This window comes from Agromyces sp. CCNWLW203, from assembly GCF_036576125.1.
Classification (GTDB): Bacteria; Actinomycetota; Actinomycetes; order Actinomycetales; family Microbacteriaceae; genus Agromyces.
Genome location: NZ_JAZHYX010000006.1, coordinates 150,569 through 163,296, shown reverse-complemented (window position 1 = coordinate 163,296; position 12,728 = coordinate 150,569). Strand labels below are relative to the sequence as shown.

Genomic DNA, 12,728 nt, shown 5'->3' with positions numbered 1-12,728 from the left:
GCGCGCCCGGAAGCCCTCCCCGAGCGACACACGATTGAGAGTCACGTGGCACACGACCAGGACCCAGCGCACGCCGACGCCGGCGCGTACGACTTCGCCGCCATCCAGGCGAAGTGGCTTCCCGTCTGGGATGAGTCCGAACCGTTCCGTGCCGGGCTCCCCGGTGACACGCGGCCGCGCAAGTACATCCTCGACATGTTCCCCTACCCGTCGGGCGACCTGCACATGGGTCACGCCGAGGCGTTCGGCTACGGCGACACCGTGGCCCGCTACTGGCGCCACCAGGGCTTCGACGTGCTGCACCCCGTCGGCTGGGACTCCTTCGGCCTGCCCGCCGAGAACGCCGCCATCAAGCGCGGCATCGACCCGCGCGGTTGGACCTACGCGAACATCGAGCAGCAGAAGAAGTCGTTCCGCCAGTACGCGCCGTCGTTCGACTGGTCGCGCGAGCTCCACACGAGCGACCCCGAGTACTACAAGTGGAACCAGTGGCTGTTCCTGAAGCTCTACGAGCAGGGCATCGCCTACCGCAAGGCCGGCCAGGTCAACTGGTGCCCGAACGACCAGACGGTGCTCGCGAACGAACAGGTCATCGACGGCCACTGCGAGCGATGCGGCGCCGTCGTCACCAAGAAGGCCCTCACGCAGTGGTACTTCCGGGTCACCGACTACGCCGACCGCCTGCTCGACGACCTGAACCAGCTCGAAGGCGCCTGGCCGTCGAAGGTGCTGTCGATGCAGCGCAACTGGATCGGGCGCTCCTCGGGCGCCGACGTCGAGTTCGAGATCGAGGGGCGCGATGAGCGCATCCCCGTCTTCACGACGCGCCCCGACACGCTCTTCGGTGCCACGTTCATGGTCGTCGCACCCGACTCCGATCTCGCGGCCGAGCTCGCGAGCGGCGCCTCGGCCGAGGTGCGCATGCGCTTCCAGGACTACGTCGACTCGGTGCGCGCCGAGAGCGACATCGACCGGCTCGCGACCGACCGGCCGAAGACGGGCGTCTTCCTCGAGCGCTACGCGATCAACCCGGTCAACGGCGAGCGCCTGCCGATCTGGGCCGCCGACTACGTGCTCGCCGACTACGGTCACGGCGCGATCATGGCTGTGCCGGCGCACGACCAGCGCGACCTCGATTTCGCGCGTGCCTTCGGCCTGCCGGTGCGCGTCGTCGTCGACACGAACGCACCCGTGACGGGCGTGATCCCCGTCATCCCGCTCGACGAGAACGGCGACCCGTACCTGCCCGACGACCTCCCGCTCGAGGACCCGGCGTCGACCGGTGTCGCTCTCGCGGGCGAGGGCCGGCTCATCAACTCGGGCCCGCTCGACGGGCTCTCGAAGTCCAACGCGATCCGCCGGGTGATCGAGCTCCTCGCCGAGCGCGGCCTCGGCCGCTCGTCGAAGAACTATCGCCTGCGCGACTGGCTCATCTCGCGCCAGCGCTACTGGGGCACGCCCATCCCGATCATCCACTGCCCCGATTGCGGCGAGGTGCCGGTTCCCGAGGCCGAGCTGCCGGTGCGACTGCCGGATGCCGCTGGCCTCGACCTGAAGCCGAAGGGCGCGAGCCCGCTCGGCGCCGCCGAAGACTGGGTCAGCGTCGCGTGCCCGAAGTGCGGGGGAGCCGCGCGTCGCGACTCCGACACGATGGACACCTTCGTCGACTCGTCGTGGTACTACTTGCGCTATCTCAACCCGACGAGCGACGAGCGCGCGTTCGACCCTGCGGAGGCCGAGAAGTGGGCGCCGGTCGACCAGTACGTCGGCGGTGTCGAGCACGCGATCCTGCACCTGCTCTACTCGCGCTTCATCACGAAGGTGCTCTTCGACCTCGGCTACCTGAGCTTCACCGAGCCGTTCACATCGCTGCTGAACCAGGGCATGGTCATCATGGACGGCACCAAGATGTCGAAGTCCAAGGGCAACCTGGTCGAGTTCGCGAGCGAGCTGCAGGCGCACGGTGCCGATGCGCTGCGCGTCACGCTCGCCTTCGCGGGCCCGCCCGAAGACGACATCGACTGGGCGGATGTCTCGCCGGTCGGCGCCTCGAAGTTCCTCGCCCGCGCCTGGCGCATCTCGGGTGAGGTCACCTCGGCCCCGGATGTCGACTGGAAGACGGGCGACGCGTCGCTCCGTCGCGCGACGCACCGCCTGCTCGCCGACGCACCGGGCCTCGTCGAGGCCTTCAAGTTCAACGTCGTCGTGGCCCGTCTCATGGAGCTCGTGAACTCCACGCGGAAGGCGATCGACTCCGGTGCCGGTGCCGGCGACGCGGCCGTGCGTGAGGCGGCAGAGGTCACCGCGATGATCCTCGACCTGTTCGCGCCGTACACCGCGGAGGACATGTGGCAGCGTCTCGGCTACGAGCCGACGGTCGCCCTCGTGCCGTGGCGCAAGGCCGACCCGGCGCTCCTCGTGGAGGAGTCGGTGACGGCCATCGTGCAGGTCGACGGCAAGGTGCGCGACCGGCTCGAGGTGTCGCCGAAGATCTCGAGCGACGAGCTCGAGGCGCTGGCGCGCGCTTCTGCGGCGGTGGCCCGTTCCATCGGCGAGCGCGAGATCGTCAACGTGATCGTGCGTGCTCCGCGTCTCGTGAACATCGCGACGAAGGGCTGACCTCCTCGGGAAGGAACGCAACACGCGAGAGACCTCGCAGAGGGTCAGCGGAGCGCGAGTCGCGTCTGCGTGTGCGCGGCACCGCCGTTCTTCTTGAGGCTCCGCAGGAGTCGGTCGAGTGCGGCCGTGTCGGGCACCGTGATGTGCAAGAGGTAGTCGTAGGCGCCGGTGACATGGGCCGCGTCACGGATCTCCGGCACGTGCCGGGTCCACGCGAGGAACGCCTCGGAGTCCTCTGCCGGATCGAGGCGGACATCGATGAACGCTTCGAGGCCTGACGTGTTCTCAGGCACGTCCGCGGCGAGGACGACGCGATAGCCGATGATCACGCCGGCCTTCTCGAGGCGCCGCACTCGGGCCGCAGTCGCGTTGGTGCTGAGCCCGACCTGCCGGCCGATCGCACTGAACGAAGCGCGCCCATCGGTGCGCAGAACGTCGAGAATCTTGTCGTCGGTGTCGTCCATGCAGTGAATTCTCTCAGAGTGCGGGCTGTTTGCGCAGTCGGCCAGTGCTGGTGAGCGGATGATCGTCGCATGAGCACCGACATCACCCTCGCCGTTCTCGCCGGGGTGATCGCGGGCTTGGCCCTGGCAGCGCCGCTCGGCGCGATCGGCGTCCTCCTCGTCCAGGAGGGGATCCTGCGGGGCCTCCGAGGCGGGCTGCCCGCTGCAGCCGCCGTTGCGACCGTGGACACGCTCTACTGCGCCGCAGCTGTGGCGGCCGGTGCACTCATGGCCCCCGTGATCGCCTCGTGGGTGCCGTGGCCGCAGATCGTGGGCGGCGTGGCGCTCGTCGCGCTCGGCGTGCACGGGTTGTCGAAGGCCCGGCGCACTGCTCAGGAGGCTACCGGCGCGGAAGCAACGGCCCTCGTGCCGTCGGGCACAGGCCGCAGTCGCTACCTGCTCTTCCTCGCGCTGACGGCCGTCAACCCGGCGACGCTGCTCTACTTCGCCGCGATCCTCCCAGGCTTGAAGGAGACTGCATCGTCGAGCGCTGCTCAGGTAGGTTTCGTCGTGGGCGTTGCACTGGCTTCGTTCGCGTGGCAAACGCTCCTCGTCACGCTCGGAGCCGGGCTGCGACACCGGACCGGCGCCGCGTTCAGGCGGTGGACCGCGGTCGTCGGCAACGGCACCGTCGTTGCGCTCGGTGCGCTGCTCATCGCACAGGCGGTGTAGCGCAGCCGAGGCCCGATGCGGGTTTGCTGATTGCGTAAGGTTGATCATCGTGCTTCGTGCCAAAGCTTTTTCGCAAAACCTTGGGTATATTGAACTATGCCAACGGACACCGGAGACATCGAGGAGCACACGACCGCTCGGTCGGGCATCAACTGGCCGGCTACTTCCTTCGAGCCTCGACCGTGGATGCGCTCGGGCGACGAGATCGGGTCGCGCCGACGCATCCGAGCCGCTGGTGGGTTGTATGGGGCTGCTGTGCCGCCGTTCATCGCCGAACTGGACGTGAGCCTGCCGGCCGATCTACTCGCCGTGGCAGAGGACGCAGGCCGAGAGCTCACGCGCTTCGATGCCGAGGTCGGTCCGCTGACCGCGCCGTTCTCGTCCATCCTGCTGCGCACCGAGAGCGCCTCGAGCTCCGAGGTCGAGAATCTCACGTCGAGCGCGAAGCAAGTGGCGCTCGCGGAAATCAGCGCCGGTACTGGGTCGAGGGCCAGTTCGAGCAGCACCGTCTCTGCAAATGCGAAGCTCGTCGTCGGCAATGTCGCAGCGATGAAAGCAGCCATCGCAATTGCAGACGATCTCGACACCGGCGCGATACTCACCATGCATCGCGCATTGCTGGAAAAGTCCCGACCTGAGATGGTCGGACACTGGCGCGACCAGCAGGTGTGGATCGGGGGAGGGCACGTCTCCCCTCACAACGCCTCGTTCGTGCCCCCTCATCAGGATCGCGTGCCCGAATTGATGGAGGACGTGATGGTGTTCGCGCGTCGAACCGACCTGCCGGTGCTCGTGCATGTTGCGATCGCCCACGCCCAGTTCGAGACCATCCACCCGTTCCCCGACGGCAACGGCCGCACCGGCCGTGCCCTCGTGCAGGGGATGCTCCGTGCCTCAGGAGTCACGGAGCACGTCACGGTGCCGGTGTCCGCCGGACTCCTCGGTGACATCGAGGGCTACTTCCGCGCACTGACCGCGTATCGGGCCGGCGACGTGCGTCCGATCATCGAGTCGATGTCGGATGCAGCGTTCGCGGCCGTCGCGAATGGCCGCGCCTTGGAGCACGACATCACCGCGATCGCAGCACGATGGGATCTCGCGGTTCACGCGCGCCGGCATTCCTCGGTGCATAGCTTGAAGCAGTTGCTGCTTCGGCAGCCGGTCATCACGATCGGCATAGCGGCCGGAGAACTCGGTGTCAGCGAGCCCGCCGCGGATGCCTCGGTGAAGAAGCTCGTCGAGGCAGGGATACTCTCCCAGTCGAGCGCTGGACGACGCAATCGGCATTGGCAGGCGACCGAGGTGCTCGAAGCGCTGGATGCGTTCGGTGCGCGCGCACGTCGACGACGGCCGGGGAGTTGAGGCGAGCGGAGTCCGCGAGGACGGGTTGAATCCACGGCCGACTCTTCCTCGACAGGGCGAGGATGTCGCAAGTGTGCACTGAACCGTGCCCGTTTTCGGTGAGACCGGCGACACTCGACCTAGCGTGCCGTTATGCCTGCTCGCGATGCCGTCGACCCGCTGGCGGTGCTCGACCCGTCCGCGCGGCGAGCCGGCCCGCGAGTGCGCGTGGGAGTCGGTGCCGCCGTGGTGCTGTTCGTGCTCGCCGTCGCCGTGGCCGCGCTCATGTCGTTCGGCGCGGGTGGTGGCGGCGATCAGTCTCGCATCGAGGCATCCGATGACCGAGCGGATGCCTCGGCAGACCCGTCATCGACGGTGGCGGCGCCGACGGTGCTCGTGCACGTGCTCGGCGCCGTCGTGCGGCCGGGCCTCGTCGAACTCGACGCGGGAGCACGGGTCGTCGACGCCATCGCGGCGGCGGGTGGGCTCGCGCCCGACGCGGATCCCGCGGGGGTGAACCTCGCGCGGCTCCTCGTCGACGGCGAACAGCTCGCGGTCCCTGTGATCGGGCAAGCGCCACCGCCTGCTGCCGGAGGTGGTGCGACGGCACCCGGTGCCGTTCCTGCAGACGGGCTCGTGCACCTGAACAGTGCGGGTGTCGCCGAACTCGACACCCTCCCTCGAATCGGTCCGGCACTCGCGCAGCGAATCCTCGACTGGCGTGAGGCCAACGGGCCGTTCACCTCGGTCGACCAACTGCTCGACGTGGCCGGCATCGGCGACACCGTGTTCGCCGGCCTCGAGTCCCTCGTGGCGCTCTGAGTGCGAGACCTCCGTCTGTTGCTGCCCGCGATGGTCGCCTGGGCGGCGGCATGGTGCGTCATCGGCATTCCCGGCGCCGCCGCCATCGCGGTGTTCGAAGCGCTGGGGCTCTGGGTCGCAGCGTGCATCACCGCCGGCCTCGTCGTCACCGGAGCCGTGCAGCAACGCCGCGGGGCGCTGCCGATCGATCGCGTGAGCGCCCGCGCGCGATTCCTCCGTCCGGCCGCGGCCACGGTACTCGTCGCGCTGTCGGCGGGCGCAGTCGTCGTGAGTGCCGCGGCACTCGGACTCGGCGCGCGCGAGGCGTCACCGCTCGCCGACGCAGCGCGTGAGCATCGAACCGCCGTGGTCACGATCGAGCTCACCGGTGCGCCGCGGGCGATGCGCTCGAACTGGTTCGCCGAGGGTGAGGCGCCGTCGCTCAGCATCGAGGGGAGAGTCGTTTCGGTCGACGGCGCCTCGAGCCATGGCGTGCCGGTGACGACGGCCCTGTCGCTCCCGGCCGCGCAGTTGCAGCTCGGGGCTCGGGTCGAGTTCTCGGCTCGGGTGACGGCCTTGCCGGCCGAGGAGGGATCGGCGTTCCGTCTGGCGGCGGTCGGCGACATCCGCTCGATTGAATCGCCCCCGCCGTGGCTGGCCTGGACCGTCGGCCTTCGCACCGGCTTCGCCGACGCCGCCGGTGCGCTCGGGGGCGACGGCGGCGCGCTCGTGCCCGGCCTCGCGATCGGCGACACGAGCGCGGTCGACGAGTCGCTCGATGCGGCGATGAAGGCGTCCTCGCTCAGCCACTTGACGGCCGTCTCCGGCGCGAACTGCGCGATCGTCACTGCAGCCGCGTTCGCTCTCGCCGCACTGCTCCGCCTGCCGCGACTGGTTCGGGTCATCGTCGCGCTCGTCGCCTTGGCGGGATTCGTGGTGCTCGTCACGCCTGAGGCGAGCGTCGTCCGTGCGGCGACGATGGCGATCGTGGTGCTCGTGGCGGTCGCCGTCGGTCGTGCCGGCGGCGGCGTCGCGGCGCTCTCACTCGCCGTGATCGTGCTGCTCGCGATCGATCCCTGGTACGCCCGCGACTACGGGTTCGCGCTGTCGGTGTTCGCGACGGCCGGCCTGCTGCTGCTGGCCCGACCACTCACCGAGGCGCTCGCGCGATGGATGCCGCTGCCCGTCGCCGTGGTCATCGGCGTGCCGCTCGCCGCCCAGCTCGCGTGCCAGCCCGTGCTGGTGCTCCTGGACCCTGCGCTCGCGCTCTACGGCGTGCCGGCGAACCTGCTCGCAGCACCGGCGGCGCCGCTCGGCACGGTCGTCGGGCTCATCGGCTGCCTGCTCCTGCCGGTGCTGCCGTCGGTGGGGTTCGCGTGCCTCCAGCTCGCGTGGCTCCCGGCGTCATGGATCGCACTGCTCGCCCGGGCGGCGTCGGCGATGCCGGCGGCACGTCTCGAATGGCTGCCGGATGCCCCGGGCGCGCTGCTGCTCGCGGCGTGCACCGCCATCGGGCTGTGGCTGCTGCTCGGATCCCGGCGCAGGCGGCGACTCCGCGGCCTCGCGTTGGCAGCGCTGATCATCGCGATCGCCGTGCCCGTCGGGCTCTTCGCAGGCAGGCCGCTCATCGGTGCGGCGACGCGACCGAGCGACTGGGATGTCGCGGCCTGCGACATCGGGCAGGGTGACGCGGTGCTCCTCCGCTCGGGCGACGCGACGGCGCTGATCGACACCGGGCCCGACGCCGCAGCGCTCTCGCGGTGTCTGGCGCTGCTCGGGGTCTCGCACATCGACCTGCTCGTGCTGACGCACTGGGACGCCGATCATGCCGGGGGAGTGCCGGCCACCGTCGGCCTCGTCGACACCGTGGTGCACGGCCCGCTCGACGGCGAGCGCTCGACGCGTGCGCTCGATCCCCTCGTTGCGGCGGGTGCTGAACCGGTCGAGGTCGTCGCCGGTTTCGGCGGCACGCTGGGCGAGGCTCGTTGGCGCGTGTTATGGCCGAAACGCGACGCGCAGCCGGGCAACGATGCGAGCGTCGTGCTCGACGTGTCGACTCCGGAGTACCGAGGTGTCTTCCTCGGCGACCTCGGCGAAGAGGCGCAGGCGCGCATGTTGCGGTCGGCCTCGATCGGGCGCGTCGATCTCGTGAAGGTCGCCCATCACGGCTCGGCCGACCAGAGCGAGCGACTCTACGACGAACTCCGCGCGACGGTGGGGGTGATCGGGGTCGGCGCCGACAACGGCTACGGCCACCCGACCGACCGGCTGCTCGATCTGCTGCGAGCCAACGGCACGGCGGTCGTGCGCACCGACCGGTCGGGCACCGCGCTCCTGAGCGCCGACGACGGCAGCTTCAGCCTGTGGAGCGAGCGCGACTCGGTCGGTGTCGTCGGCGGCCCGTAGACTCGAAGCCGACGAACGGGAGGTGCGGTGGCATCGCGCACAGGCGCATCGCGCTCAGGGGCATCGCCCAAGACGAAGGCGGCGATCCCGCAGCTCGCGTGGCACGCGATCCGGCCCGCACCCGTGGTACTCGTGACGGGTGCTGAAGACGTGCTCGCCGAGCGATCGATCACGATGCTCCGCGACTTCCTCCGCTCCGAAGACCCCGCCCTCGAGGTGAGCGACCTCGAAGCCGACGGCTATCGGCGCGGCGAGCTCATGACGCTCGCGAGCCCGTCGCTGTTCGGCGAGCCGCGCCTCATCCGGGTCAGCGGCGTCGAGCGCGCGAGCGACGATTTCCTGCTCGACGCGCTCGACTACCTCGGGCAGACAGCCGAGTCCACGACCCTCGTGCTGCGTCACCGCAACGGCGTGCGCGGCAAGAAGCTGCTCGACACGATCCGCGCCGGCGGTGGCGGCGGCATCGAGATCGTCTGCGCCGAGCTCAAGAAAGACGCCGAGAAGCAGGACTTCGCGGCGGCCGAGTTCCGTGCCGCGGGGCGCAAGATCAGCCCCGGCGCGCTGCGCGCCCTCGTCGGCGCGTTCAGCGACGACCTTCGAGAACTCTCCGCGGCGTGCCGACAGCTCCTGGCCGACGCACCGTCCGACATCACCGAGGCCGTCGTCGCCCGCTACTACGGCGGCCGGGTCGAGACCAACGCGTTCGCCGTCGCCGACGCCGCGATCGCCGGTCGGCACGGCGAGGCGCTCATCGCGCTCCGGCACGCGCTCGACAGCGGCGCCGATCCAGTGCCGATGGTCGCGGCCTTCGCCATGAAGGTGCGCACGATGGCCAAGGTGTCGGGTACCCGTGGCGGGGGCGCACAGCTCGCCGGCACGCTCGGCCTCGCGCCGTGGCAGGTCGACCGTGCTCGGCGTGATCTCGCAGGCTGGACCGACGAGGGGCTCGGCCGGGCGATCGAGGCGCTCGCAGCGACCGACGCCGCGGTCAAGGGTGCCGAACGCGACCCCGTGTTCGCGCTCGAACGCCTCGTCGGCGTCATCGCCTCCCGCGGCCGCGCGTAGCCGCGCAGCACACGTCCCGTCAGGAGCGAGTGCAGCGTTGCTCGGGCGCGGCATCGAGTCATCCGTCCTGGCATGACGGAGGCCCCGGCGCTTTCGCGCCGGGGCCTCCGTCGAGTGCGTGTTCGCGTCAGAGCGCGGCAACCTGCTTCGCGAGAGCCGACTTGCGGTTCGCGGCCTGGTTCTTGTGGATGACACCCTTGCTCGAAGCCTTGTCGAGCTTGCGCGTCGCGGCACGGAGGGCGGTCGTCGCCTTGTCCTTGTCGCCCGTGGAGATCGCGTCCTTCGCAATGCGGATGACGGTCTTCAGCTCGCTCTTGACGGCCTTGTTGCGCTCCTGCGCCTTGAGGTTCGTGCGGTTGCGCTTGATCTGCGACTTGATGTTTGCCACGTGGAGTTCGTCTTTCGTTCTTGTGCGGGTACCGGATGTGCCGGGAAAGGTAGAGGGGCCTCACCGGCGAATCGTGCGGGGTGGGACCCACACGCAAGCCAACAGGCAACGATACCAGCTATGAAGGCGGCTCACCAACGTTCGCGCCTGCGAGTTGCCCGGGGAAACCCGGCGAGGTGTCGGACGCTCCGGTGGGCCTGTCGCGACGGCGTCGCGCGGCGGCGGCCGAGGCCGCGGCTCGCCGATCGAGCTCGGCGACGGCACCGAGCACGATCGCGGCGAAGTCGTCGGGGCGGATGAGGCTCACGAGGTGCGTCGCGCGGGGCACGATGACGAGGTGCCCGTCGCGGGTGGCGCGCAGCATCCGTCGTTCTTCGAACCGGAAGTGGTCGAACCGGCCGTTCACGAGCCAGACGGGCACGTCGACCGCTGCAAGCGACCGAACGGGGTCGAGATCGCCGACGGCGCCGAGCACGGGCGCCATGACGTCGAGGGCCACCCCGCCGGCGAGCACGTCGATCGCTGCCTCGGGTGAGAGGAAGAGCCGGGCCATGGCGTCGTTGAGGAATCGCCCGCGGTCGGGCATCCGCCCGATGAGGGCCGCGAGCCGCCGGTAGCCGCCGAGCGGGGCGCCGCGTGGCCGAGTGCTGCACGACGCCGCCACGAGCCCGTCGAGGCGGTCTGGCTTGCGCGCGGCGAACTCGATCGAGAGATAACCGCCGAGACTGAGCCCGACGAGCAGCCGCGGGGTCGAATGATGAGCACCGCGCACGCCGGGCGCATCGGGCGCAGCGGGCGGAGGGTTCAGCGCCGCGTCGATCTCCTGCAGCGCCGCGTCGATCGAGAACGGCTCCCCGATGCGCCTGCCGTGGCCGGGCAGGTCGATCGCGACGACCTCGAGGTCGTGCGCACCGAGGAGTTCGAGTTGCCTGCGCCACATCGACGACGAGGTGCGGAGTCCGTGCACGAGCACGACGCGGGCGCGAGGCATCCGTCAGCCCGCCCTGATCGCACCCAGTTCGCGTGCCCTGGCGACGGCGGCGGTGCGCGAGCCGACGCCGAGCTTCGTGAAGATGTGCACGAGATGCGACTTGACGGTCGCCTCGCTGAGGAAGAGCACGCGGCCGATCTCGCGATTCGTGCGGCCTTCGGCGACGAGCGAGAGCACCTCGGACTCGCGAACGGTCAGTCGCTCGCCGCTTGCGCGCGAGGCGTCGAGCCGCGACGAGACGCCCGGTGCGAGCGCGGCGTCGCCGATCGCCGCGGCGTGCACGGCGGCGATGAGCTCGGCGGGCGGGGCATCCTTCAGCAGGTAGCCGCTCGCGCCGGCCTCGATCGCCCCGAGGATGTCGGCGTCGGTGTCGTAGTTCGTCAGCACGAGCACGCGCGGCGAGCCCGCCTGCGAGCGGATGCGACGGGTCGCCTCTGCGCCCTGCATCGCGCCCGGGTACTGCAGGTCCATGAGCACGAGGTCGACATCGGATGCCGCGGCCAGCTGTACCGCGTCTTCGGCCGTCGTCGCCTCGCCGACGACCTCGAGGTCGGGTTCGCTCTCGAGCATCGCGCGGATGCCGGCACGCACGACGGGGTGGTCGTCGCTCAGCAGGATCCGGATCACGGCGCCACCGCCGGGATCCGCACGGAGATCGCAGTGCCCTCGCCCGGCGCCGATTCGATGTCGACCGTGCCGCCGAGCGCAGCGGCACGCTGGCGGATGGCCCGGAGGCCGAAGCCGCCAACGCCGGCCGGGCTCGACTGTTCGGCACCTGCTCCTGCTCCTGCTCCACCCGTCGCGGGGAGGCGGAATCCGACCCCGTCGTCGACCACGTCGAGCGCGATCTCGTCGCCGAGGTAGCTGAGCGTCACCGAGGCGCGCGTGGCCGACGCATGCTGCAACACGTTCGCGAGCGACCCCTGCGCGATGCGCAGGAGCGCCGCGTCGGCCGCCATCGACAGCATCACGGGCTCGCCGCTCGTGGAGAACTCGACGCGGAGGGGAGTTCCCGACTGCAGCGACTGCTCGGTGGTCGACTCGGTGAGGCGGCGGAGCGCCGACGGCAGGGTCTGCGCGTCGAGCGACGGCGGTGCGAGTTCGCGGATGAATCGGCGCGTCTCGCCGAGGTTCTGCGCCGCCGTCTCGCGGGCGAGCTGCAGCTTCTGCTGCGTCGACTCGTCGGCGACGTCGCGCTCGGCGGCGTGCAGCAGCATCTGGATGCTCGAGAGGCCCTGCGCCACGGTGTCGTGGATCTCCTTCGCGAGCCGCTCCCGCTCGGCGAGGGTGCCGGCCTCCCGGCTCGCGGCCGCGAGCTCTTCGCGCGTCGCCATGAGATCGAGGATCAGCGCCTGACGTTCCTGCGTCTCCTGCGCCATGGCGCGGTAGCCGAGGCCGATGACGATCGCGACGCCCGCGCTGATGAGCGGGCCGAGGATCGAGCCGACCTCGAACCCGAGGTGCGTCGCGGTGCCCCAGACCGAGAGGCCGAAGGTCACGACGACGAGCGGCACCGCGATCGGTGCGGCGAGCACGTGCAGCTCGAGGAAGAAGAGGGGGAACGCGAGGAACGCGGCATCCGGTGTCAGTGCCGACATCGCGACCCACAGCACGAGCAGGCTCACGAGCCAGAGTGCCCGCGCCCAGGTGGGCAGGTGCCGGTGCGCGGCGGCGATGCCCGCGCCGTAGCAGGCGAGGAACGCGACGGCGAGTACCGTCACCAGGATCTCATCGGGCGCGTCTTCGAGCAGCGCGCGCACCACCACGAAGAGCGTGAGGCCGACGACGAGCACGTGCAGTCCGAGTCGGAGCGCTGTGAAGACCGGCCGCAGGGCCGACGGAGCGACGCGTTCGCTCGGAATCTCGATGACCGCCATTTGCTCCGAGCGTAGCCCGCAGGCGCGCCACGGGGCATCCGTCGAAAGTCTGAAGCGAAGTCATG

At 70.3% G+C, this 12,728-nt stretch carries 11 protein-coding genes; 6 read left to right on the top strand and 5 right to left on the bottom strand.

Translation table 11 applies throughout. The features are described 5' to 3' along the window. The first annotated feature begins 45 nt into the window (after nt 1-45). Nucleotides 46-2,619: a leucine--tRNA ligase gene (gene leuS / locus VPH61_RS14600; protein ID WP_332064236.1), complete on the top strand. Its 2,574-nt coding sequence runs from the start codon at nt 46-48 to the stop codon at nt 2,617-2,619. A gap of 44 nt (nt 2,620-2,663) precedes the next feature. Here leuS and VPH61_RS14595 read toward each other — a convergent pair whose 3' ends face one another. Then, nucleotides 2,664-3,083, bottom strand: coding sequence for an Lrp/AsnC family transcriptional regulator (locus VPH61_RS14595; RefSeq protein WP_332064235.1), 420 nt, complete (start codon nt 3,081-3,083; stop codon nt 2,664-2,666). 69 nt (nt 3,084-3,152) lie between these two features. Here VPH61_RS14595 and VPH61_RS14590 point away from each other — a divergent pair, with 69 nt between their 5' ends. The 5 genes from VPH61_RS14590 to holA all read left to right on the top strand — a co-directional run bounded on the left by VPH61_RS14590 (nt 3,153) and on the right by holA (nt 9,407). Continuing rightward, the gene (locus tag VPH61_RS14590) at nt 3,153-3,794 is read left to right on the top strand and encodes a LysE family transporter (RefSeq protein ID WP_332064234.1); all 642 of its coding nucleotides are present in this window, start codon (nt 3,153-3,155) and stop codon (nt 3,792-3,794) included. Between the two features lie 255 nt (nt 3,795-4,049). Beyond that, nucleotides 4,050-5,156 carry a Fic family protein gene (locus VPH61_RS14585; protein ID WP_332064233.1) on the top strand — a complete coding sequence of 369 codons (1,107 nt, stop codon included), beginning with the start codon at nt 4,050-4,052 and terminating at the stop codon, nt 5,154-5,156. Nucleotides 5,157-5,288: 132 nt separating this feature from the next. Then, nucleotides 5,289-5,957: a ComEA family DNA-binding protein gene (locus VPH61_RS14580; RefSeq protein WP_332064232.1), complete on the top strand. Its 669-nt coding sequence runs from the start codon at nt 5,289-5,291 to the stop codon at nt 5,955-5,957. After that, nucleotides 5,958-8,342 carry a ComEC/Rec2 family competence protein gene (locus VPH61_RS14575; protein ID WP_332064231.1) on the top strand — a complete coding sequence of 795 codons (2,385 nt, stop codon included), beginning with the start codon at nt 5,958-5,960 and terminating at the stop codon, nt 8,340-8,342. Nucleotides 8,343-8,369: 27 nt separating this feature from the next. Next, nucleotides 8,370-9,407: a DNA polymerase III subunit delta gene (gene holA / locus VPH61_RS14570; protein ID WP_332064230.1), complete on the top strand. Its 1,038-nt coding sequence runs from the start codon at nt 8,370-8,372 to the stop codon at nt 9,405-9,407. A 127-nt stretch (nt 9,408-9,534) separates the two neighbouring features. Here holA and rpsT read toward each other — a convergent pair whose 3' ends face one another. The 4 genes from rpsT to VPH61_RS14550 all read right to left on the bottom strand — a co-directional run bounded on the left by rpsT (nt 9,535) and on the right by VPH61_RS14550 (nt 12,663). Then, nucleotides 9,535-9,795 carry a 30S ribosomal protein S20 gene (gene rpsT, locus VPH61_RS14565; RefSeq protein ID WP_056008379.1) on the bottom strand — a complete coding sequence of 87 codons (261 nt, stop codon included), beginning with the start codon at nt 9,793-9,795 and terminating at the stop codon, nt 9,535-9,537. A 118-nt stretch (nt 9,796-9,913) separates the two neighbouring features. Further along, the gene (locus VPH61_RS14560; RefSeq protein ID WP_332064229.1) at nt 9,914-10,786 is read right to left on the bottom strand and encodes an alpha/beta fold hydrolase; all 873 of its coding nucleotides are present in this window, start codon (nt 10,784-10,786) and stop codon (nt 9,914-9,916) included. Between the two features lie 3 nt (nt 10,787-10,789). Continuing rightward, the gene (locus tag VPH61_RS14555; protein ID WP_332064228.1) at nt 10,790-11,413 is read right to left on the bottom strand and encodes a response regulator transcription factor; all 624 of its coding nucleotides are present in this window, start codon (nt 11,411-11,413) and stop codon (nt 10,790-10,792) included. Continuing rightward, a complete protein-coding gene (locus tag VPH61_RS14550; RefSeq protein WP_332064227.1) occupies nt 11,410-12,663 on the bottom strand; it encodes a sensor histidine kinase in 1,254 nt (417 codons plus the stop codon). Before VPH61_RS14550 ends, VPH61_RS14555 begins: the two co-directional genes overlap by 4 nt. Between the last annotated feature and the right edge of the window lie 65 nt (nt 12,664-12,728).

Bases quoted from the DNA above. Each gene is read 5' to 3' on its own strand.
- VPH61_RS14595 (WP_332064235.1), bottom strand. From the start codon at position 3,083: ATGGACGACACCGACGACAAGATTCTCGACGTTCTGCGCACCGATGGG.
- VPH61_RS14590 (WP_332064234.1), top strand. From the start codon at position 3,153: ATGAGCACCGACATCACCCTCGCCGTTCTCGCCGGGGTGATCGCGGGC.
- VPH61_RS14580 (WP_332064232.1), top strand. From the start codon at position 5,289: ATGCCTGCTCGCGATGCCGTCGACCCGCTGGCGGTGCTCGACCCGTCC.
- VPH61_RS14560 (WP_332064229.1), bottom strand. From the start codon at position 10,786: ATGCCTCGCGCCCGCGTCGTGCTCGTGCACGGACTCCGCACCTCGTCG.
- VPH61_RS14550 (WP_332064227.1), bottom strand. From the start codon at position 12,663: ATGGCGGTCATCGAGATTCCGAGCGAACGCGTCGCTCCGTCGGCCCTG.